The 22,156-nt window shown below is 66.2% G+C and carries 21 protein-coding genes; 2 read left to right on the top strand and 19 right to left on the bottom strand.

The features are described 5' to 3' along the window. Positions 1-50 precede the first annotated feature (50 nt). The 10 genes from EL255_RS04680 to EL255_RS04635 form a co-directional block, all read right to left on the bottom strand. Positions 51-662: an outer membrane lipoprotein carrier protein LolA gene (locus tag EL255_RS04680; RefSeq protein WP_048823051.1), complete on the bottom strand. Its 612-nt coding sequence runs from the start codon at positions 660-662 to the stop codon at positions 51-53. Between the two features lie 11 nt (positions 663-673). After that, positions 674-1,099 carry an acyl-CoA thioesterase gene (locus tag EL255_RS04675; protein WP_042651726.1) on the bottom strand — a complete coding sequence of 142 codons (426 nt, stop codon included), beginning with the start codon at positions 1,097-1,099 and terminating at the stop codon, positions 674-676. 98 nt (positions 1,100-1,197) lie between these two features. Then, positions 1,198-2,787, bottom strand: coding sequence for an HAL/PAL/TAL family ammonia-lyase (locus EL255_RS04670; RefSeq protein WP_126623273.1), 1,590 nt, complete (start codon positions 2,785-2,787; stop codon positions 1,198-1,200). Then, a complete protein-coding gene (locus EL255_RS04665; protein ID WP_042651757.1) occupies positions 2,777-4,537 on the bottom strand; it encodes a glycosyltransferase family 2 protein in 1,761 nt (586 codons plus the stop codon). The genes EL255_RS04670 and EL255_RS04665 overlap by 11 nt, the downstream gene beginning before the upstream one ends. After that, entirely contained in the window at positions 4,534-6,333 is a 1,800-nt protein-coding gene (locus EL255_RS04660) for an ApeI family dehydratase (RefSeq protein WP_048823049.1), read from the bottom strand. Before EL255_RS04660 ends, EL255_RS04665 begins: the two co-directional genes overlap by 4 nt. Next, the gene (locus EL255_RS04655) at positions 6,330-6,896 is read right to left on the bottom strand and encodes a COG4648 family protein (protein WP_042651724.1); all 567 of its coding nucleotides are present in this window, start codon (positions 6,894-6,896) and stop codon (positions 6,330-6,332) included. Before EL255_RS04655 ends, EL255_RS04660 begins: the two co-directional genes overlap by 4 nt. A gap of 270 nt (positions 6,897-7,166) precedes the next feature. Continuing rightward, entirely contained in the window at positions 7,167-7,415 is a 249-nt protein-coding gene (locus EL255_RS04650; protein ID WP_042651723.1) for an acyl carrier protein, read from the bottom strand. Continuing rightward, entirely contained in the window at positions 7,415-7,696 is a 282-nt protein-coding gene (locus EL255_RS04645; protein ID WP_042651722.1) for a phosphopantetheine-binding protein, read from the bottom strand. The genes EL255_RS04650 and EL255_RS04645 overlap by 1 nt, the downstream gene beginning before the upstream one ends. Before the next feature lie 17 nt (positions 7,697-7,713). Then, complete coding sequence (locus tag EL255_RS04640; RefSeq protein WP_042651721.1) at positions 7,714-8,472, bottom strand: lysophospholipid acyltransferase family protein; 759 nt, start codon at positions 8,470-8,472, stop codon at positions 7,714-7,716. After that, positions 8,457-9,170 carry a beta-ketoacyl synthase chain length factor gene (locus EL255_RS04635; RefSeq protein ID WP_042651720.1) on the bottom strand — a complete coding sequence of 238 codons (714 nt, stop codon included), beginning with the start codon at positions 9,168-9,170 and terminating at the stop codon, positions 8,457-8,459. Before EL255_RS04635 ends, EL255_RS04640 begins: the two co-directional genes overlap by 16 nt. 335 nt (positions 9,171-9,505) lie before the next feature. Here EL255_RS04635 and EL255_RS04630 point away from each other — a divergent pair, with 335 nt between their 5' ends. Both EL255_RS04630 and EL255_RS04625 read left to right on the top strand, forming a co-directional pair. Further along, complete coding sequence (locus tag EL255_RS04630; RefSeq protein WP_042651719.1) at positions 9,506-10,588, top strand: methyltransferase; 1,083 nt, start codon at positions 9,506-9,508, stop codon at positions 10,586-10,588. Between the two features lie 46 nt (positions 10,589-10,634). Beyond that, positions 10,635-10,850, top strand: coding sequence for a hypothetical protein (locus EL255_RS04625; protein ID WP_042651718.1), 216 nt, complete (start codon positions 10,635-10,637; stop codon positions 10,848-10,850). Positions 10,851-10,893: 43 nt separating this feature from the next. On the opposite strand, the gene EL255_RS04620 is transcribed toward EL255_RS04625, so the two are convergent. The 9 genes from EL255_RS04620 to EL255_RS04580 all read right to left on the bottom strand — a co-directional run bounded on the left by EL255_RS04620 (position 10,894) and on the right by EL255_RS04580 (position 22,002). Continuing rightward, on the bottom strand, positions 10,894-11,643 hold the full coding sequence (locus EL255_RS04620; RefSeq protein WP_042651717.1) for a DNA/RNA non-specific endonuclease: 750 nt from the start codon (positions 11,641-11,643) through the stop codon (positions 10,894-10,896). 241 nt (positions 11,644-11,884) lie between these two features. After that, entirely contained in the window at positions 11,885-12,862 is a 978-nt protein-coding gene (locus EL255_RS04615; RefSeq protein ID WP_042651716.1) for a cytochrome-c peroxidase, read from the bottom strand. A gap of 520 nt (positions 12,863-13,382) precedes the next feature. Beyond that, entirely contained in the window at positions 13,383-14,291 is a 909-nt protein-coding gene (locus tag EL255_RS04610; protein ID WP_042651715.1) for a pseudouridine-5'-phosphate glycosidase, read from the bottom strand. After that, a complete protein-coding gene (locus EL255_RS04605) occupies positions 14,285-15,376 on the bottom strand; it encodes a PfkB family carbohydrate kinase (protein WP_042651714.1) in 1,092 nt (363 codons plus the stop codon). The genes EL255_RS04610 and EL255_RS04605 overlap by 7 nt, the downstream gene beginning before the upstream one ends. A gap of 143 nt (positions 15,377-15,519) precedes the next feature. Continuing rightward, entirely contained in the window at positions 15,520-15,942 is a 423-nt protein-coding gene (gene nirD / locus EL255_RS04600; RefSeq protein WP_232018904.1) for a nitrite reductase small subunit NirD, read from the bottom strand. Continuing rightward, the gene (gene nirB / locus EL255_RS04595) at positions 15,939-18,485 is read right to left on the bottom strand and encodes a nitrite reductase large subunit NirB (protein WP_042651754.1); all 2,547 of its coding nucleotides are present in this window, start codon (positions 18,483-18,485) and stop codon (positions 15,939-15,941) included. The genes nirD and nirB overlap by 4 nt, the downstream gene beginning before the upstream one ends. Before the next feature lie 146 nt (positions 18,486-18,631). Continuing rightward, a complete protein-coding gene (locus EL255_RS04590; RefSeq protein ID WP_042651713.1) occupies positions 18,632-19,453 on the bottom strand; it encodes an ABC transporter ATP-binding protein in 822 nt (273 codons plus the stop codon). 219 nt (positions 19,454-19,672) lie between these two features. Beyond that, positions 19,673-20,632, bottom strand: a complete 960-nt coding sequence (locus EL255_RS04585; RefSeq protein ID WP_042651712.1) for an ABC transporter permease — start codon at positions 20,630-20,632, stop codon at positions 19,673-19,675. Between the two features lie 14 nt (positions 20,633-20,646). Next, entirely contained in the window at positions 20,647-22,002 is a 1,356-nt protein-coding gene (locus EL255_RS04580) for a CmpA/NrtA family ABC transporter substrate-binding protein (protein ID WP_042651711.1), read from the bottom strand. Positions 22,003-22,156 lie beyond the last annotated feature (154 nt).

Raw genomic sequence — 22,156 nt, 5'->3', positions numbered from 1 at the left:
CCCGGACGGGGGATGGCCGTGTGGGAGAGGATGCGGCGTCGCCAGGGTTTTCAGGGGGCAAAATGGGCCTGCTCCTCGGCAGAGAGGGGGAGACTCACCGCCTGCCAGTGAGAGAAGCGGATGCGGGTCTCATCCCCCTGGCGATCGGCGATCACGAGCCGATCCAGCTGCTTGCCACCGCCTAACGTCAGACTGGCAAATACCTTGTTCAGTGGCGCCGCCAGCGGCGTCAGCACCAGGGTCCAGCTCTGCTCGGTGGACTGGAAGTCGAGGGAAAAATAGCGGGTCAGCGCCTGCTCATCCGAACCGAACAGGGCCAGCAGCATGCCGCTGAATTCGAGCAGTTGGGGATTGTCGATAACCTGAACAGGCCCCTGGCCAACCTGCTGACGCATGCGCTGAGCAGTCAGACTGAGCGCCAGCTCAAAGGGCTGCAACTGATGCCACCAGAGCCCCTGGCCACGCGCCAGCAGCAGCTCGCCGCTGGCTTTCAGGGGCTGGGCCAGCCCGGCCACCTGCTTCTCCTGCTCGAAGCGAGCTCGTTGGGCCGGCTGCGCACTCAGCAGCTCGCGCACCTCGGCCTGGGTCATGGGCTCGGCCAGTACCGCCCCCGGCAACATCAGCCACAGACAGGCACAGAGCCAGCCTCCCATTCCCTTCATCAAGAGCCGCCTCATTCACTCACTCCCAGCTTGTCGAGCAAGATCCTTGGGGAGGCGAGACACATCTCGCCGCTCTCCTGGTTCACCGCCACCTGGATGCTGTAGCCCTTGCTGGTGCGCACCCCGCTGATGGCATCGAACAGCTGGTACTCGATCTTGAGCCGGTTCTGGTACTCGCTGAATCTGGCCTCGACCCGCACCCTCTGGCCAAAGCGCAGCGGCGCCATGTACTTGAGCCGCAGGTCGATCACGGGCCAGTGGTAGCCGGAGGCCGCCATCTGGGGGTAGTTGTAGTCGATCCGCTCGAGCAGGGCGCAGCGGGCCAGCTCGATGTAGCGCACGTAGTGGCCATGCCAGGCCACCGCCATCATGTCGATGTCGTGAAACGGGATTTCGATTTCGATGCTGTGGCTCAGCATCCAGGGTTCATGCTGCATACAGGCTCTCCATCGGGCCGTGCCAGACATCCGCCGCCATCATGTCGATATCATGAAACGGGATTTCGATTTCGATGCTGTGACTCAGCATCCAGGGTTCACTCTGCATCTTTATCCTCCCCATACAACTCATAGTGACGTCCTTGCAGTCGGGCGATCAGCGCCCTGAGCTCCTGCTCCAGCGCCCTGTCCTCCACCAGCGCCGGATGATGGACGCGCACCGCCAGCACCATCCCTTGCAACGGCTGGCTCAATTCCTCCAGGCTGCGTTGCTGCACGCCAAGGCGCAGCTCGACCCCCTGCACCGCCGCCAGCAGGCAGGCGGCGCCGACTTGCTCGCTGAGGGTCAGCACCCGCAGGGCATCCCGCGCCGCTATGGTGCCCATGCTCACCTTGTCCTGGTTGTGGCACTCGGTGGAGCGGGAGAAGACGCTGGCGGGCATGGTCAGCTTGAGCGCCTCTGCGGTCCAGGCGGAGACCCCGATCTGCACCGCCTTGAAGCCGTGATTGATCATGCGCCGCTCGCCGCTGGCGCCGGAGAGGTTGCTCGGCAGGCCGCCGTTGAACTTGGTGTCCACCAGCTGCGCCAGCTGGCGATCGAGCAGATCCGCCAGGTTCGCCACCGCCGTCTTCATGCTGTCCATGGCCATGGCGATGTGGCCGCCATAGAAGTGGCCGCCATGCATCACATGTTCGCCTTCACCATCGATGAGCGGGTTGTCGTTGGCGCTGTTGAGCTCGTTCTCGATGAGCTGGCGCCACCAGGGCAGGCTGTCGGCCACCACGCCGATGACGTGGGGGGCGCAGCGCAGGGAATATCTGTCCTGCAGCCGGTCGCTGTGGCGCGGCAATTCCCCGCTCTGCAGATCGGCGCGCAGCCAGGCGGCGATGCCCTGCATACCGGGGTGCGGCTTGGCGGCGAACAGCCGCTCGTCGAAGTGGAAGGCATTGCCGGCCATGGCGACGCTGACCAGGGCGGTGATCCGGGTCGCCAGCCGCATCAGGTAGTCGGTGCGGACGTAGGCCAGGCAGGCGAGCGCCGTCATCACAGAGGTGCCGTTCATCAGCGCCAGCCCCTCCTTGGGTCTCAACGTCAGGGGGCTGACACCCAGGGCCTGATAGACCTCGGCGGTGCTCGCCAGCTGACCGTCCCGATAGAGCTCCCGCTCCCCCACCAGCACGGCGGCCACATAGGAGAGCGGGGTGAGATCGCCGCTGGCGCCGACCGACCCTTCCTCGGGGATGCGCGGGATTAGATCCTGCTCCAGCAACCAGCAGAGCCGCTCCAGCAGGGCCGGGCTGACCCCGGAGACCCCCTGGGCCAGGGAGCAGAGCCGGGTCGCCAGCACGGCGCGCCCGGCCGGCACATCGAGATCCTCCCCCAGGCCGCAGCCATGGAAGCGGGTCAGGTGCAGGGGCAGCTCGGCCACCAGGGCCGGCGGCACGGCCCGGGTCACCGAGTCGCCATAGCCGGTGGTCACCCCGTAGATGACCCCCTCCTCCGCCAGCAGCCGGTCGAGGAAGTCGGCACCGCGCTGGATGCGGGCCATAAAGGCGGGATCCGGGTTGAGCACCGGCTTGGCACGCCCCTCGGCCAGGGCCACCACCTGCTCTATGGTGAGCCGGCCTGCGCCAAAGGTGACCAGGGCCTCATCGGCCTGCTGGGAGGGGGGGAGATCAGGGTTCATCATGAGTCAGCTGCCAGAAATCGAAGAAGTTGAACCAGTCCAGCGGCGCCTGCAGGCAGTGGTGCTGCAGGCGGTCGGCATAGGCCTGCACCCAGTGGCGCAGGGCCGCCTCCCGCTGTGCACGGGGCAGCAGCAGGCGCTCGGCGAAGGGCTCGAAATGGACGCGAAAACGCCCCCGTTCCTTGAGGCCGAACATCAGGTAGACGGGGCAGGCCAAGACGCTGGCCAGGGCGAAGGGGCCGAGGGGAAAGGGGGCCGGCTGGCCGAGAAAATCGGCCCAGACTACCCGCTTCTCCCGCGTCACCGAGGTGCGATCCCCGACGATCACCACCCACTCCCCCGCCTCTATCTTCTCCTTGAGCAGGATGGCGGTATCGGCCCCCATCTCCTGCACCTGGATGAGATTGAGGCTGGCGCCCGGGTTGATCTGCTTGAGCAGGGCGTTGAAACGCGCCGCGTGGCGGGTGAACACCAGGGCATTGATGCGCACCTGGCCGTCCCGGGTACCGAGCGCCCGGCACAGCTCGAGATCCCCGAGGTGGGAGCCGAGCAGCAGCAGGCCGCGGCCCGAGGCGAGCGCCGCCTCATAATGCTCGCGCCCCACCAGCTCGACCTGATCCGGGGGGATGTCGCCGCGCCAGCCCGCCAGCTTGTCCAGCGCCGCCTCACCAAAGCGCAGGAAGTGGCGAAAGCTGGATCTCGGTCCCGCGGGCAGTGGAATGTCATTGGCCGCCGCAAACGCCTTGAGCCGGGCCAGATACTGCTCCGAGGCCGCCCGCTGGCGGCGCCCGGTCAGCCAGAAGTAGCCGATGACGGGGTAGAGCAGCGCCTTGAAGCCGCCCCGACCGAGCAGCCGATAGCTGGCCAGCATGATCTGCATGCCGAGCCAGGAGCCCCGCTCGGGGGTGCGTGACCAGTGACGCTTGCCCCAGGCCAGCCAGCCCTCCCCTTGCGGGGGGGATCCCTCCCTGTCTGGGCTACCTGACCAGCGCACCTTCTTGCCCTGTTGCCAGAGCCGGGCCGGTAAGCCGAGCAGCTTGCCGCCGAGCTCCCAGAGCAGGCGGCACACCAGCCGGGTGTGCATCCAGGAGATGGCCAGGTTGTCTCGCCAGAGCCGGAAGTGGGAGCTGCCGTCCTGGGGATAGATGACCCGGGTCGGCACGAAGCGCACCGGCACCCCGCGCCAATGGAGGCGCACCATCACCTCGGTGTCGAAGTCCATCCGCCGGCCGAGGCGCACCTCGTCAAACAGGGCGCAGCTCGCCGCCAAGGGGTAGACCCGAAAGCCGCACATGCTGTCTTCGATGGCGAAGGATAGGGTCTCTATCCAGACCCAGACATGGGTGACATAGCGGCCATAGAGGCGCCCCTTGGGCACAGAGTCGTCATAGAGGGGGCGACCCGACACCAGGGCAGCCGGGTGAGCCGCCGCCTCCGCCAGCAGGCGAGGCACGTCGGACAGCTCGTGCTGGCCGTCCGCGTCTATCTGCACCCCATGGCTGAAGCCGCGCGCCAGTGCGGCCCTGAGCCCGGTCATCACGGCGGCCCCCTTGCCGAGGTTTTCGGGGTGGCGCAGCAGGCTGAGCCAATCCCCATGCTCCTTTGCCAGGGCGTCGAGGGCCGCCGCCGCGACGGGCTCGCTGCCGTCATCGATCAGCAGGCAGGGCAGCCCCAGGGGTTTCAGCCTGGCCAGCACCCCGGCCAGGGGGGCCGCATGGTTGTAGCAGGGAATGAGGAGGCAGGGATTCAGGGACATAGCCGCACCCGACCGCTGCTGGCATGCTCATCCCCGAGCCGGTAGCTGAACAGCAGTTGCTCCTTGTCTGCCTGCCAAGTCAGGTGCAGCTCGCACTCCTGATCCGGGCGCAAGGGGCGCTGAAACTTGAGCTGGCTCATGCCGCCGAAGGCGCCGGTCAGGCCGAGCAGCGCGCGGCCATAGTGCATGGCCCAGTGCACCTGGGTCACCCCGGGCAGCAGGGGGGCGCCGGGAAAGTGGCCGGCAAACCAGGGCAAGTCCGGCTCCAGCCGCAGACGCAGCACCAGGGCGCCGTCCAGCCAGCGTTGCTCGAGCAGGGTGGGTAGCCCGCTTATCTGCATGGGGACGGATCCCTGTCGATCCATCTTCTCCTTCTGTGGCGAGTCGGCCTCGGCCTGTTGCGAGTCCGTGTTTTGTACATCAGCTGGCGCCTCGTCAAACAGCGCCTTCAGCTCGGCCCAGGGCCGCTTGCCCTGGCTGTTGAGGGGCAGGGCCGGCTGGATACGCACCCGACGCGGCAGCGCCACCGGCTCGAGCCAGGGTCTGAGCCCCTCGCGCAGGGCGATGAGAAAGCGGCCCGGCCCCAGCGCCTGCCACCGGGCCTGGCCCTCTGGCGTCAACACCAGCACGGCGCCGAGCAGCTGCCGGCTCCCTACCGTCAGCGGCAGCACGGCCGCCGCCGCCACCCAGGGCAGCACCATGAGCCGGCTCTCGACCTCATCGAGGGAGATGCGTTTCTCCTCGATCTTCACCAGCCGATCCCCTCGCCCCAGCAGATGAAAACCACTGTCGGTCAGCCGGATGCGATCGGCGCAGAGCAGCGGCTCGTCATCGGGCAGGAAGGGGGAGTGCAGCAGCAGGCCATCCTCGTCCGCCAGCTCGACCCTGACACCCGGCATGGGCCGCCAGGGGGTGTCCGGCACCGGACTCTGGCGCCAGGCGATGCCGCCGGTCTCGCTGCTGCCGAAGATCTCCACCGGCAGTTGGCCGAGCAGCTCGCGGGCCTTGGCCGCATCCGCCGGGGCCAGGGGGCCGCCAGAGGAGACGATGAGGCAGCAGCCCCTCGCCCCGAGGCCGGGATCGAGCCGGCTGAGGAAGGCCGGGGAGGCGATCAGCCCCCATTTGCCCGGCCGATCAAGCAGTTGCTCCGGATAGAGCGTCAGGGTGCGGGCGAAGGGCACCCTCAGCACCAGGGGCAGCAGGATGCGAAACAGCAGGCCGTAGATGTGCTGATGGCTGACGCTCGCCAGCAGGCGGGCGCCGCCGAGCCGTTCGCCCCAGAGTTCGATCAAGACCCGCAGCTCGGCCTCGAGCTGGTGCCAGGCCTTGGGGATCGCCTTGGGGGCGCCGGTGGAGCCCGAGGTAAACAGGGTCAATTGCAGGGATGTGGGGGCCGGCCAGCGAGAGGGCTGCGCGCCCTCAGAGACGGTCACACCGGACAGCGGCAGCCGCAGCCAGGGGCCCGCGATCCCCTCCCCCAATTGCTGGCTATCGGTCAGCACCCCATCGAAGTGGTCCTGCAGTTCGGCCAGGGCGGCCGGACGCTGATGCCCTGGCAGCACCACCTCGCGCCCCGTCAGGGCACAGGCCAGCAGCGCCTGGGCAAACAGCAGGCTGTCGTCGAAACAGAGCGCCCAGCGCCGGGCGGGCAGGCTCGCCAATCGGGCAGCCAGTGCCTCGCTGTCAAGGCGCAGGGTGCCGAAGCGGCAATCCCCCTGGGGGCCGAATGCCACCGGCTCCTCGTCCCCCCGCCCCCAGATGGCGGCGAGCAAGCTGATCGGCCCCCTCATGAGGCAAAGCTCCGCTTGACCCGCAGGCGCACCAGATACTCGGCCCCCATCAGCAAGCCCATCAGCAGATAGCTGATCAGGCCGTTGTAGAGGCCCCAGAGGGCGAGATCCCCGTGCCAGATGGTGGCGGCGGCTAGCGTGCCATTGAGCACGAAGAAACCGCACCAGACCCGGGTCACGGTGCGGGTGTAGCGCACCCCGGCCGGGGGCAGGTCGGGATCGGTCAGGCGGGCGAGCCGCTCCACCAGCGTCATGGGCTGGTTCAGGCTCCAGCCAAACAGGCCGAGCAGCGCCAGGGAGACGACGAGGGGGTAGTAGAGCAGCCAGTGCTGGGCCGAGAAGAGGGCGCTGAGCCCCGTCAGCAGCAGGCCAACACAGGCGAGCAGACGGCCGAGCAGCAACCACTCGCGCACCGGGGCAACCCCGGGCAACAGCCGCAGGGCGAAGGTCACCAGCAGGATGACGAGCAGGGCGGAGCCGCCCCAATGGGTCAGCCCCCAGTACACGGCGAGGGGATAGAGCAGCAGCAGGCCGCCCGCCAGCAGGGAGAGCAGTCGCATCATGATGGCCGCCCCCGATTCAGCAGGGAGAGCAGCCGGATCATGATGGCCACCCCCGACCCAGCAGGGAGAGCAGCCGGATCATGACGGCCGCCCCCGATTCAGCAGGGAGAGCAGCCGGATCATGATGGCCGCCCCCGACCCAGCAGGGAGAGCAGCCGCATCATGACGGCCGCCCCCGATTCAGGAGGGAGAGCAGCATCATGACCGACTCAGACGGGAGAGCTGACGCCTCATGGCCGTGCTCCGTGCGGCTTGGGTCGCATCGCCGGCTCAGGCCTCATCCATCAGGCGCTGGACCGCATCGACCACGTCGCCGACGCTGCGCACCGACTTGAACTCCTCCGGCTTAATCTTCTTGCCGGTCAGCTTCTGCAGATGCACCACCAGATCGATGGCGTCTATGCTGTCGAGCTCCAGATCCTGATAGAGCTGGGCATCCGGGGTGACCGCGGCCTCGTCCACTTCGAACAAGTCGATCAGGGTGGCCTTCACCTGGGCAAAGATGTCGTCTCTGTTCATCACGGTTTCTCCACGAGGGGGCGGGATCCGGCCTGCGCCTGGATCAGCGCCGCCAGGGCATCGACGCTGGCAAAGTGGCGACGGGTGTTCTCGTCATCGGCGGAGAGCACTATGCCGTAACGCCCCTTGATGGCGAGCCCCAGCTCCAGCGCATCGATGGAGTCCAGACCCAGACCGTCGCCAAACAGCGGCGCCTGGCTGTCGATGTCGTCCGGGCTCAAGCCTTCCAGATTGAGGCTGTCGATGATGAGTCGTTTTATCTCTTGTTGCAGGTCTTGCATTGCTCTTCCATAGGCTGTCATGGGGTCCCGGGTTGCAGGACCCGGGTAAGAAACCGGGTTAACTGGCGGGCGGCCAGGGCGCCGTGCTGCGAGCCGTCGACCACCTCTGCGGCATGGATCTGCGGCAGAAACTCCAGGGTGAAGCAGGGCTTGTTGGCCGGGGTCCGGTACCACTTGTCCTGCTTGGTGAGGAAGCGCTCGCTGCACTGGATCCGCACGGGCTGCAGCGGCAGCTGGCCGCGCAGCGCGAGCTGGGCGGCGCCCCGCTGCAGCCGGATCGGCTGGCCCGGGGTGGTGCGAGTGCCTTCAGGGAACACCAGCAGCAGGCCCCCCTGGCGCACCCGCTCGATGCAGCGCGGCAGCAGCTGCTCGGCCTCCACATTGGGAATGTAGCCGGCGGCACGCACCACGCCACCGAGAAAGGGATTATGCCACAAAGCCTGCTTGACGATGCAGTCACAGGCCGGCAGCTCGGCGGCCAGCATCACATAGTCCAGCAGGCTGGGGTGGTTGGCCACCACCAGCACGCCGCGCAGGGAGTCCGGCAGGCCACTCACCCTGTAGTCGAGCACCCCCAGCCCCCTGAGCAGCCCCATAAACAGCCGGAAACTCTGCTTGATGCTGGCCTGGGCCAGGGTGCGGCGCCGCTCCCCCCGCAGGCAGATCGCCAATAGCGGGAACCAGCAGAGGCTGAGCAACAGACCGCCAAGCCCAAACAGGGTGAAGCCGAGGGCGGTGCCCGCCAGCCGCCAGAGCCGGTTCAGTCGCGCCGCCATGACCACTCCTGGCGCCCATCCCCGAGCAGGCAGCCGGCTTGTTGCAACAGGTGCGCGCGCCAGAATGCCAGAGGCTGGGTCAATGCGGGAGGCCGGGTCTCGGCCCGCCGGCTGTCGCAACGCCAGCGCTCCCCACCCGGCTCGTCCGCCAGCACCAGCGCGACCGCATAGGGCGGGGTTGCCGGCAGCCAGCGCCGATGGAAGGCCGGGATCTCGCCCTCGAAGGCCACCAGCAGCACACGACCGTTGTTGACGCTCAGAGTGGCGACCGCCTCGGTCAGCCCCGCCATCAGGCTGCCCTCCCCCGCGGCGAGCGAGCTCATGGGCAGCGCCGCCTTGCCCTGAATGGAACAGATCCCGGCCGCCGTGTTGTGCACCGACATAGAGAAATCCGTGGGAGAGAGGGGCTTGCCCGCCGCCAGTCCCTGCAACAGCGTCATGGAGCGGGCCAGTTCGCCGTGGCGACTGACGAAGATGACGCTGTCGACGGGGTGGCGGGCCAGCATCTCCAGCCCCAGCTGCACCGCGAGCCGGGCGCCGGCGCTGAGGCGGCGGGCCATCATCATCGGCAGCAGCGGGGTCGGCGGCATGGAGGCGTCGGCGGGCCAGCAGCCCTGCTCGGCCCACTGCCGCCACTGGCCTGTCTGGTCCAGACCGGGGGAGAGCGCCTGTGCATCGAGGAGTGAAAATGAGAGCATGATAGCGGCGCTCCGTCCTGTTGCGGCGTTAGGGATCATGAGCAATAAGCGGTTCAGCCGGCGACAGGGTACAGCGAGTGCATGCCGATCTAATTAGCCAACCTATTACCACCATTGATGATGCCGGCCATCATAGCATTATTTTTCAGAAAGAGTAGGCAGCATAAAATATAACCCTTTGTTTGTAGTCGCCTTTTATTGAAAGCCGCCAGATAATGATGTCTTATTGTTCCAGTTAATAAGCAGCAGCACCGCGGAACAATCATCAATGGCGGCCCGAGCCAGGCCGGGCTGTTTCGCCCCAACCACCCATCACCCACCACGAGAGCCGCCCAGTGAAACATTATCAGTGCGAGCAATATGATGCCCTCGACGCCATCAGTCAGGCCCAGCGCATCGCCTTCGCCCCCATGCTGTTCCAGGCGAGCTGGTGCCTGCGCGAGACCGGCGTGCTGGCCTACCTGGAGCAGTGCGGCAAGGCGGGCGCCACCACGGCCGAGATAGCCGGCCACTGCGGGCTCAGCGAATATGCGGTCTCGGTGCTGCTGGACATGGGGCTGGGCGGCGGGCTCTGTCATCTGGCCGACGAGCGCTACGTGCTCGGCAGGGTCGGCAAGTACCTGCAGAACGACCCCATGACCCGGGTCAACATGGATTTCACCCAGCACGTCTGCTATCAGCCCCTCGCCCACCTGCTCAGCGCCATTCGCGAGGGCAAGCCCGAGGGGCTCAAGCTGTTCGACCCCGATTGGGCCACCATCTATCCCCACCTCGATGAGCTGCCGGAGCCGGCGCGGGCCAGCTGGTTTGCCTTCGATCACTTCTATTCCGACTGGGCCTTCCGCCAGGCCCAGGATCATGTGCTGAGCTACCGGCCGCGGCGGCTCTATGACGTGGGTGGCAACACCGGCAAGTGGGCCCTCTCCTGCGCGGCCCGGGATCCTGCACTCAACGTCACCATACTGGATCTGCCGGAGCAGCTCGCCCTGGCCCAGCCCCGGATAGCAGAGGCCGGGCTGGCGGAGCGGGTCGACGGCCATGCCGTCAACATGCTCGACGCCGACGGGCCGCTGCCGGGTGAGGCGGACATCTGGTGGATGAGCCAGTTCCTCGACTGCTTCAGCCACCCGCAGATAGTCGCCATCCTCAAACGCATTCGCCGCCACATGAAGCCAGGGGCCAGGGTCTGCATCCTAGAGCTGTTCTGGGACCGGCAGAGCTTCGAGGCCGCCAGTTTCTGTCTCAACGCCACCTCCCTCTACTTCACCGCCATCGCCAACGGCGACAGCCGCTTCTACCACTCCAAGCAGATGTACCAGTGCCTGCGCGAGGCCGGTTTCCACGTGGAGGCCGAGCACGAGATCCCGGGGCCCGGCCACACCCTGCTGGTTGCCCATCCGCTGCCCAGCTGGCCATAATGCCCCATCGGGATGGCAGCATCGATGACACGAGAAGGAGTACGGCATGATGCGTAACTGGAAGGCCCTGCTGGCACTTTGCCTGGCCCTTGGCGCCCTGACCGGCGGCTGTGCCGACATCAAGGAGGCGGGCCGGACTGTGGGGCACACCACCCGCGATGTGACCCGGGAGATTGGCCACACCACCCGGGACGTGACCCGGGAGATCGGCCACGGCACCCGGGACACCGTCAAGAAGGTGGGCGATGAGATCAGTAAATGACAACAGGGGCCTTGGCCCCTGTTGTGTTAGCTGCGACTGACCATCACCACATCGCCATCAGCTGGGATTCCATGGCCTCCTCCGGCTCATCCGGCAGCTCGGCGAAGAGGTCCAGCCCGGTCTGCTCCTCCACCGCGTCCACCGTCACTATGTAGTCCGCAAGCCGGCTGGCCGACACGTTTTCCTGGGGCAGGATGAAGGCGATGGCCTCCCGATTGGCCACGTCCATCACCACCCGGTAATAGGCGTGGGGCACGGTCACGCCGTTGCCGATGGCGGCATCCGAGTTGGTGAAGATGGGACCTGTGATCACCTGAACCTCCTCATAGGCGATGGCCCACTGGCGGGTCTTCTCCTCCAGGATGCGCCAGGCCCCCTGATTGAGCGCTGGCAACTGCGGCGTCATGTTGGTCAGCAGGAAGCTCTGCTTCATGGTGGTGGCGCTGGTGCGCATGTCCGCCGCCGGCGCCTGATGACCCCTGTCATAACCCGATCCCTTGTAGTCCGCCAGGGTGGCGCGGAACTGCACCGGCACCTCCTTGTCTTCGGCGAAGGCATCCTTGCGCGGCACCTGACCCTGGGCGCTGGCCGCCGTCATCCGATAAGAGACCCAGTCAGAGACCTTGGTGTCGTAGTTGTAGCCGGCGGCATAGCCTTCCCGGCACAGCAGCTGACTGGATTGACTGGGGACTCCCAGGGTGACGTGATCCTTGCACTGGAATCCCGCCGCCAGGGTCGGGAAAGCGCTGAGAGTAAATCCGATGGCCAGAACTAACTTATTAATATTATTCATTATTATGCCACTCCTTGTGTTAGGCGGAGTGATTTGACACCAGGTCGGAGGAGTCAGGCAATCGGCTAGTTTGCGAGCATGTCGTAAATGTGAAGATGACTGCAATTCGGCCAAAAACCTGCGGACAGCTGGGGGATTGCCATCCCCCTGTCATTGTGCTGAACGGGGCATTTTTCCCGTTTAATCAATTGGATATGCCCATGAAAAAGCGGGGCGCCCGGCCCCGCTCTGGTGATGTCCCTCAGCTCTTGACCTGAGGCCGCGGGGTATCGGCTCGGGACGGTGGCAGTATGGGCAGCACTATCTGCGGCTGATCCCCGGTCAGGCTCTTGAGGAAGTCGGTCATGTCGTCGGCCTCCTGCTCGCTCAGACGCTGACCCAGCTGGATGTCGGCCATGATCTGCACCGCCTCCTTCAGATCCCAGACGGCCCCATCGTGGAAGTAGGGGTAGGTCAGCGCTATGTTGCGCAGGGTCGGCACCTTGAACCAGCCGATGAACTGCTGCTCGCCGGTCACGGCGCCGCGGCCCTGGGCCGGGTTGCTGGTCGGGTAGTGCTTGACCAGCCCCATCTTCTGATAGGAGTTGCCGCCGATGGCGACCCCGTTGTGACAGGCGGTGCAGCCCTTCTCCTTGAACAGCTGGTACCCCTTCAGCTGCCGCGCCGTCAACGCCTTGCCGTCCCCCTTCAGCCAGCGATCGAAGGGGGCATTGGGGGTGATCAGGGTCTCCTCGAAGGCGGCGATGGCATCGGTCACCTCGTCGATGCCAAAGTCCGCTTTGCCGTAGACCGCATCGAAGCGGGCGCGGTATTCGGGCAGGGTGTGCAGGGTCTCGACCGCCAGCTTGTGGGTGAAGGCCATCTCCAGCGGGTTGGCTATGGGGCCCGCCGCCTGCTCCTTCAGATCCTTGGCACGGCCGTCCCAGAACTGCACGAAGTTGAGGCTGGAGTTGAGCACGGTCGGCGAGTTGATCGGCCCCTCCTTCCACTGGTGGCCGAGGGAGCTGACCTGGTTGTCCACCCCGCCGGTCGCCAGGTTGTGGCAGGAGTTGCAGGAGATGGCGTTGGACCTTGACAGCCTCGGCTCGAAGAACAGCATCTTGCCCAGCTCGACTTTCTCCGGCGAGCCCGGCTTGACGGCCTCGATCGGTTGCACCGGCTCGGTGGCCCACCCCATCCCGGGCAAGACCAGTGCCAGCAGCAGACAATATTTATTCATTTTTCTCTCTCCCTTGAGTCCGCGAACAATCGCAGCCTCAGCCTGACCGGGAAAGGCTGCGCATTATTTGCTCAGGATCAAATGGGATGGATAAAAACCACATTAAAAACAATGGATTGATATATTTTGGACGGACTAATGGCGGGGACTTGCGAGGTAAAAACAGCCAAATTCTGATGTATGAATTATCAACAGACAGAGCCTGAATGACAGCCTATTAATTAGATTGGGGTCATTGAATAAAGCGATTATTAAATATGCAGCAATGATCGAATATTAATTAGGTTTATTTAACATGCATTATTAAATGCTCGAGATAATACCTTATCAATAATGCCTCGGTGGCGCCGACCAGCCTTTGCCCTTATTTCGGACTATCCCTCGCGGGTCACTTGCTGATAAAGGCGACGGGTGGCCTGATTTATTTATCCAGACCCGCTGGCTGCCGCCCTCCACCAGGCATAGCGGCGCACAATAGAAAAGAGGGCCAGAAGGCCCTCTTTTCGTTCATGACATCGCCTTACAGACTGGCGGCGATACGCGCCCCCAGGGCGGCGTTGTTCAGCACCAGCTGGATGTTGGCCGCCAGGGAGTTGCCGCCGGTCAGCTCGCACACCCGCGCCAGCAGGAAGGGGGTAGACTCCTTGCCCTTGACGCCCTGCTCGTCCGCCTCGCGCAGCGCCTGCGCGATCGCCGCGTCTATGTCGGCCTTGGGCATGGCAAACTCGGTCGGGATCGGGTTGGTCACCACGGCGCCGCCGGCCAGCCCCAGCTCCCACTTGAGGCGCAGCGCCTCGGCAATCGCCGCCGGGGTGTCGAGGCGGTAATCCACCTTGAAGCCGCTCTCGCGGGTGTAGAAGGCGGGCAGCTCCTCGGTCTGGTAGCCGATGACCGGCACCCCCTGGGTCTCCAGATACTCCAGGGTCAGGCCGATGTCGAGTATCGACTTGGCACCGGCGCAGACCACGGCCACCGGGGTCTGGGCAAATTCCTGCAGATCCGCCGAGATGTCGAACGTCTCCTGGGCGCCGCGATGCACACCGCCGATGCCGCCGGTGGCGAACACCCGGATGCCGGCCATGGCGGCGATGATCATGGTGGAGGCCACGGTCGTCGCCCCCAGCCCCTTGTTCGCCAGCACGAAGGGGATGTCCCGGCGGCTGCACTTGGTGGCGGCATGACCGGCCCGACCCAGCGCCTCCAGCGCCCCCGCATCCAGACCCACCTTGAGGCGACCATCCAGGATGGCGATGGTGGCCGGCACGGCGCCGTTATCGCGCACCACCTGCTCCACCTGGCGCGCCGTCTCCACATTCTGCGGATAGGGCATGCCGTGGGAGATGATGGTGGACTCCAGCGCCACCACCGGTTTGCCGGCGGCCAGGGCCGCGGCCACTTCTGGTTGGATATCGAGATAAGCGTTCAACATGGGTACTCCTCCAGCATGCGTTCAACGGCGGCCTTGGATAGGCCGGAAAAGACGGTATCGGAACAATTGACGGTGAGGGCGGCGCAGCCGAGCGCGAAACGGGTGGTCTCGGCCATGTCAGCCTCCAGCAACCAGGCGTGGGCCAGCCCTGCCATGAAGGCATCGCCGCCGCCGGTCACGTTGACGACCGGGCTGCCGAGCACGGGCAGATGGCCCTGGCACTCCCCGTCGCTATAGAAAATCCCCTGATCGCCGAGACTCAGGAACAGCCGCTGCACCCCGGCGCGGTGGAACCAGGCCGCCGCCATGGGCCAGCTCTCGGGGCCAGCGATGCGGAAGCCGCACAGCTGCTCGGCCTCGCTGCGATTGGGCTTGAGGGTGTGGATGCGGTGCAGCCAGGGGCGGATCTTCTCCACCTTGGCCACCGAGACGGTGTCGACGAAGATGATGTGCTCCCCCTGGCGCTCGAACAGCCAGTCCAGGGTGTGGGTGGCGAGGTTGGTGTCGAGCACCCAGAGCCGGGCCGCGCCGAGGAAGCCGCTGAGCTGGCTGAGCCTTGCCGGGGTGAGTTCGTCGATGATCGCCATGTCGTTGACGGCGCAGCTCATCTCGCCGCTGCCATCGTGCAGGCTGAGGTAACAGGAGGTCGCCTGCCCCTCCAGCACCAGCACCTGGCGCACGTCGACGCCGGCCCGCTGGCTCACCTCCAGCAGGTGGTGGCCGTACTGATCGTTGCCCACCGCGGTCAGCAGCCGGGTATCGGTGCCGAGTCGCGCCAGGTTCTCGGCGATGTTGCGCCCCACCCCGCCGGCCGAGGTGCGGACCTTGCCGGGGTTGGAGTCACCGATGCGCAGGTTGTCGTGGCTGCAGCCGTAGATATCCATGTTGGCGCCGCCGATCACCACGGCGTAGGGACCCTCGCGCAGCACATAGCCACGCCCCTGCACATAGCCCTGGCGCATCAGGCTGGAGATGTGGCTCGCCAGCGCCGAGCGGCTGATGCCGAGCCTGTCTGCCAGATCCTGTTGGGCAATCATGGGATCCTGGCGCAGCAGGGCGAGGATCTCTTGTTCACGTTCCGTCATAGACAAACATCCAGTTACAAACGTTTGTCCATTATTTCCGAAAAACGTTTTCCCGCCATCCTCTCGTGCAAGAAATGTCGGGTCAGCCACAAAAAATCACCGGGCCTGGCCCGGTGATCCTCCATGGCAGGATCCGGCGCCGATCAGCCCAGCAGCACCCAGACCGCCCCCTCGCTGTGCATCACCGGCCAGCAGGCCACCCGCAGCGCCGGATCGTCGAGGCAGCGGCCATCGGCCAGGGCATAACGCTGCTTGTAGAGCGGCGAGGCCACCACGGGCTCGCCGCCGCAATCACCCACCAGGCCGCGCCCCAGAACCGCCACCCCGGCCCGCGGATCCACGTCATCCAGCGCATAGACCCGCTCACCGAGCCGAAACAGCGCCAGCGCCCGCCCCCCCAGCCAGGCACTGCGGCCCCCCTGCTCCGGCAGGGCCGAGAGCGCGCACACCCGCAGCCACTGCCCATGTTCACTGTGCAACCGGTCTTCCCCGAGCTCATTCATGACCACACCTCGCAGTTGCCCACCCAGTTCGGGATCTAACAAGCCTTCCATCCCCTCGCTCATATCACCTCCTTGATGCTGATATCCGGCACCCATTGGCCCCGCTCCTCCCGGCGGGGGGGCGTGCTCCCCTCCGGCTGGTTGACGAAGGCCTCGAACAGCTTCAGCTTGTCCGGATCCGCCAGGGTGCTCTTCCACTCGCACTGCCAGCTGCCCACTATGCCGTCCATCATGGCTTCCAGCTCGGCCCCGATGCCGAGCCTGTCCTCTATGATCACCGACTTGAGGTAGTCGAGCCCCCCCTCCATGCTCTCCATCCAGACCGAGGTACGCTGCAGCCGATCACCGGTGCGCACGTAGAACATCAGCAGCCTGTCTATGTAGCGGATCAGGGTCTGCTCATCGAGGTCGATGGCGAAGAGGTCGGCGTGGCGCGGCCGCATGCCGCCGTTGCCGCACACATAGAGGTTCCAGCCGCGCTCGGTGGCGATGACGCCTATGTCCTTGCTCTGGGCCTCGGCGCACTCCCGGGTACAACCGGAGACCGCAAACTTCAGCTTGTGGGGCGCCCGCAGCCCCTTGTAGCGGTTCTCCAGGGTCTGGGTCAGGCTCATGGAGTCCTGCACCCCGTAGCGGCACCAGGTCGAGCCGACGCAGGACTTCACCGTGCGCACCGACTTGCCATAGGCCTGGCCTGTCTCGAACCCCGCCGCCACCAGCTCGCCCCAGATGGCGGGCAGCTGATCGACCCGGGCACCGAACAGGTCGATGCGCTGGCCGCCGGTGATCTTGGTGTAGAGCCCGTACTTGCGCGCCACCTCACCTATGGTGATGAGCCCCTGCGGGGTGATCTCGCCCCCGGGGATGCGCGGCACCACCGAGTAGGTGCCGTCCTTTTGCAGGTTGGCGAGGAAGGTATCGTTGCTGTCCTGCAGGCCACGCAGCGGCTTCTCCAGCACGTGCTCGTTCCACAGGGACGCCAGTATGGAGCCGACCGTCGGCCGGCAGATGTCGCAACCCAGGCCATGACCGTGCTTGTCACGCAGCGCCTCGAAGCTCTTCAGCTCGCCGACCCTGGCCAGGTGATAGAGCTCCTGGCGACTGTGGGCGAAGTGCTCGCACAGCCCCTTGTCCGCCTCGACCCCGATCTCCGCCAGGGTCTGCTCCAGCACCTGCTTGAGCAGGTTGCCGCAACCACCGCAGCCGGTGCCCGCCTTGGTGCAGCCCTTGACCGCCCCCAGCTCGTGATTGCCCGCCTTGACCGCGGCCACCACGGCCCCCTTGCTGACGTTGTGGCAGGAGCAGAGGATGGCGCTGTCCGGCAACACCAGAGGCGCGGCCGCCCCGCCCGCCTCCCCCACCAGCAGGGAGAGCGGCGGCTGGGGCAGCACCACGCCGTTCTGGTAGTACTGCAGCAGTCGCTCGTAGTCGGCGCCATCCCCCACCAGGATGGCGCCGAGCAGCCGGCTCCCCTCGCCGTCGGTCACCAGCTTCTTGTAGATGCCGTTGACCCTGTCCAGCAACAGCAGCTCCTGAGCCCCGGCCGTGCTGGCGTGAGCGTCGCCGATGGAGCCCACGTCCACCCCCATCAGCTTGAGCTTGGTGGACATGTCCGCCCCTTTAAAGCGCGCCTCGCCGCCGCACAGGCTGGCCACGGCGGCGCGCGCCATCTGGTAGCCGGGGGCCACCAGCCCGAAGATGCGGTTCTGCCAGAGCGCACACTCGCCGATGGCCAGGATGGCGGGATCCGAGCTGTGGCAACCCTCGTCGATGCAGATGCCGCCGCGCTCGCCAACGGTCAGCCCGGCCTGGCGCGCCAGACCGTCGGCCGGGCGGATCCCCGCCGAGAACAGGATCACGTCCGTCTCCAGGTGACTGCCATCCTTGAAGCACAGCCGGTGACGGGCCCGCTCTCCATCCTCGATGCACTCGGTGGCCCGCTCCACCAGCACCTCGACCCCGAGCGCCCGGATCTTGTCCCGCAGCACGGCGCCGCCGTTGTCATCGAGCTGCACCGGCATCAGCCGCGGGGCAAACTCCACCACCTGGGTCTTGAGGCCGAGCAGGCGCAAGGCGTTGGCCGCCTCCAGTCCGAGCAGGCCGCCGCCGATCACCACGCCGCTGCGCGCCTGGGCGCAGGCATCGCGGATGGCTGCGAGATCCCCCAGGGTGCGGTAGACGAAGCAGCCCTCCCGCCGATGGCCGGGGATGGGCGGCACGAAGGGCACCGAGCCGGTCGCCAACACCAGTCGGTCGTAGGGGAAGCGCTCGCCATCGGCCAGGGTCAGGGTGCGGGCCTCCCGGTCCAGCGCCTCGACCTCGGCCCCCAGTCGCAGCGCTATGCCCTGCGCCTCATACCAGGCGGGATCCGCCAGTTGCAGCGCCTGTGGCGCCTTGCCGCCAAACACCTCCGACAGGTGCACCCTGTCATAGGCGGAGTCCGGCTCGGCCCCGAACACCGTCACCTCGTACCGCGCCAGGCCGCCAGCCGCCGCCAGCTGCTCGACGAAGTGGTGGCCGACCATGCCGTTGCCGACCACTAGCAGACGTTGTTTCTCGCCCCTCTCGGGCGATTCGACGAAGTGGTGGTCCAGCTCATCATCCATACCGTTGCCGATCACCAGCAGACGTTGCTTCTCAACCCTCTCGGGGGATCCGACGACCCGGTGATCGATCAAATCCATGCCCTTGCCCTTGCCCACCAGCAATCTTTGTTTATTAGCCATTTGTCTCTTCCTTGAATTCTGGGGGTTCAGGCCCGCAGCTTGCTGCGCACCTGCTCGGCCGCCTTGAGCGGGGTCACCTTGCGCTGCTTCTCGTAGAGGAAGCGCAGCACCTGCTGGCGCAGCCTGTGATACTGGGGGTCGTCCGCCAGGGCAACCCTGTCTCTGGGCCTTGGCAGGTCCACGGTCAGGATCTCCCCAACGGTGGCGGCGGGGCCATTGGTCATCATGCAGATGCGATCGGAGAGCAGCACCGCCTCGTCCACGTCGTGGGTGATCATGATGACGGTGTTGCCGAGCTCGGCCTGGATGGCCATCAGCGCATCCTGCAGATGGGCCCGGGTCAGGGCGTCGAGGGCACCGAACGGCTCGTCCATCAGCAGCACCTTGGGGGAGAGCGACAACGCGCGGGCGATGCCGACGCGCTGCTTCATGCCCCCCGACAGCTCGTGGGGCATCTTCTGGCTGGCGTGATCCATCTGCACCAGCGACAGGTAGTAGTCGACCCGCTCCGCCACCGCCCGCCGGTCCGGCTCCACCTGCCGGGCGGCCAGCGCCACGTTCTGCTGGACGCTGAGCCAGGGCAGCAGCGCATGGTTCTGAAACACCATGGCCCGCTCCGGCCCGGGCCCCACCACCTCGCGCCCGTCCAGGATGATGCCTCCGGTGGTAGGATCCAGCAGCCCGGCCACCAGGTTGAGCACTGTGCTCTTGCCACAGCCGGAGTGGCCGATGAGGGAGACGAACTCCCCCTGTTCGATGCGCAGGTTGACCCGGCTGAGGGCCTCGAAGCGGCCCTGTTCCGTCTCGAACGAAACGCCGACATCGCTGATCTGCAGATAACTCTTCATTGGCGGTTCTCCTGCCTGAATATGGATTCTGTTGTTAACGCGGCACCTGGCGCTGGTCCTGCAGCGGGACCACTGCTGCACAAGTCCCTAACGCAACGCCTGCCGCTTGTCCTGAAGCAGAACCACTGCCGCAAGGCCCGACTCTCCCTCTGTTGCCGACGCGGCCCTAACACAATGCCTGGCGCTTATCCTGCAGCGGGGCCACTGCTGCACAAGTTCCTAACGCAATGCCTGGCGTTTATCCCAGGAGAGCCACTGCTGCAGGGCCAGCATGCCCCTGTCCAGCGCGCAGCCGATGAGGCCTATGGTGACCACGGCCACCATGATGCGGGCCAGGGAGGCCGAGCCGCCGCTCTGGAACTCGTCCCACACGAACTTGCCGAGCCCCGGGTTCTGGGCCAGCATCTCGGCCGCGATCAGCACCATCCAGGCCACCCCGAGGGAGAGCCGCAGCCCGGTGAAGATCATGGGCAGGGCGCCGGGCAACACGATGCGGCGCACATGGGTCCAGAAGGAGAGCCGCAACACCCGGCTGACGTTGTGCAGATCCCGGTCCAGCCCCGCCACCCCGACCGCGGTGTTGATCAGGGTCGGCCAGAGGGAGCAGAGGGTCACCGTCAGCGCAGAGGTGACGAAGGACTTGGCGAGCCATGGCACTGGGCTGGCGTAGAGCGCGCTCACCACCAGGGTGATGAGCGGCAGCCAGGCCAGCGGCGACACCGGCTTGAGCAACTGGATCACCGGGTTGGCGGCGCGGTAGAGCCCCTGGTTCATGCCGAGCAGCAGGCCGCACGGGATGGCGATCAGGCTGGCCAGCCCGAAGCCGCACAGCACGGTGAGCAGGCTGGTGGCTATCTGATCGAAGAAGGTGGGGCGCCCGGTATAGGGGCGCAGCTTCACCTCGGCCGCCGGATCCTGCGCCAGCCGCTCGGCGTTGCGCAGCTGCTGGCGATCGAGGAAGGCGGCCGCCTCGTCCCGTTGTGCCAGATGCTCCTGCCCCAGCGACCAGAGCTGGCTGGCGGTCGCCAGCGGCCCCGGCAGGGTGCCCAGGCTGGTCTGCACCTGGCTCGCCCCCCACTGCCAGAGGCCGAGGAACAGCAGCACGCCGAGCAGGGGCTGCACCAGGGTTTTCCAATTGACGGCTTTCCAATTGATGAATTGCCACTTGTGTCGTTTCATCGCTCGCTCCTTGTTCATTGCACCCGCTCATCGCCCTTGAGGCCGATGGCAAACTGTTGCAGGTAGGCGTTGGGATGACGCCCGTCGTAAATGAGGCCGTCGATGAAGCCATCCTGGGGGCCGCGATAACCCTGCTCGCTGGCAAAATCGGGAAAATCGCTCGCCTTGAACTTGCCCTCGGCGATGAGCGCCTCGGCCGCCTGGCGGTAGACCTCGGGTCGATAGACGGCCCTGGCGACCTGCTCGAACCAGGCATCCGGCTTCGCCTGCGGGATCTGGCCCCAGCGCCGCATCTGGGTCAGGTACCAGATCGCATCCGAGTAGTAGGGATAGGTGGCCTGATGGCGGAAGAAGACGTTGAAATCCGGCAGGCTGCGCCTGTCCCCCTTGGCGTACTCGAAGGTGCCCACCATGGAGTTCGCGATCACCTGCTCGTCGGCCCCCACGTATTCCGGTTTCGCCAGCAACTTGGCCGCCTCGCGCCGGTTGCCGTTCTGCTCGGCATCCAGCCACCAGGCCGCCCGCAGCAGTGCCTTCACCAGCCGGACATGGGTGTTGGGATGCCGCTCGGCCCACTGGCGGGTGACGCCGAATACCTTCTCCGGGTTGTTGCGCCAGATCTCGTAATCGGTGATGACGGGCACCCCTATGCCCCTGGCGACCGCCTGCTGGTTCCAGGGCTCCCCCACGCTGTAGCCGGCTATGGTGCCCGCCTCCAGGGTGGCGGGCATCTGGGGTGGTGGCGTCACCGACAGCAGCACGTCAGCCTGACGCTGGCCCGAGTTGTCGCCCAGCTTGGGCGCGTAGAAGCCGGGGTGCAGGCCGCCCGCCGCCAGCCAGTACCTGAGCTCGTAGTTGTGGGGGGAGACGGGGAACACCATCCCCATGTTGAACGGCTTGCCCCCCTGACGGTACTCGGCCACCACGGGCTTGAGGGCCGCGGCGCTCACCGGCGGCGGCACCTGGCCCGCCTTCGCCTTGGGCAGCTGGGGCGCCATGGCGGCCCAGACGCTGTTCGCCACCGTGATGGCGTTGCCGTTGAGATCCATGGCAAAGGCCGTCACCAGCTCGGCCTGGGTGCCGATGCCGATGTGGGCCGCCAGCGGCTGGCCCGCCAGCATCTGGGCGCCGTCCAGCTCGCCGTCTATCACCCGATCCAGCAGTATCTTCCAGTTCGCCTGAGCTTCCAGGGTCACGTAGAGCCCCTCGTCCTCGAAGTAGCCGCGCTCATAGGCCACCGCCAGCGGCGCCATGTCGGTCAGCTTGATGAAGCCGAGCTTGAGCTCCTCCTGCTCCGGAGCCCCCAGCGCCAGTACCGGCAGCGACAGCGTCGCCAGCAACAGGGCCGCACATCCTTGTCTCTTGTTCATTCGCCTTCCTCGCTCAGATCCAGTCATGGGCGGTCATCCCTCTGCGCCGTTGCAGGGTCGCGACCAAAAAAAAGCCTCACCGATCCGGGATCGGTGAGGCCTCTTTGCCCTGTTGCGAGTGACGGGCCGGTTGGCGCCGTCACTCCTTGTCTGC

The organism is Aeromonas encheleia, from assembly GCF_900637545.1.
In the GTDB taxonomy this organism is placed as follows: Bacteria; Pseudomonadota; Gammaproteobacteria; order Enterobacterales; family Aeromonadaceae; genus Aeromonas; species Aeromonas encheleia.
The sequence above is the reverse complement of the archived record's forward strand: the minus strand, read 5'-3'. Positions and strand labels throughout refer to the sequence as shown.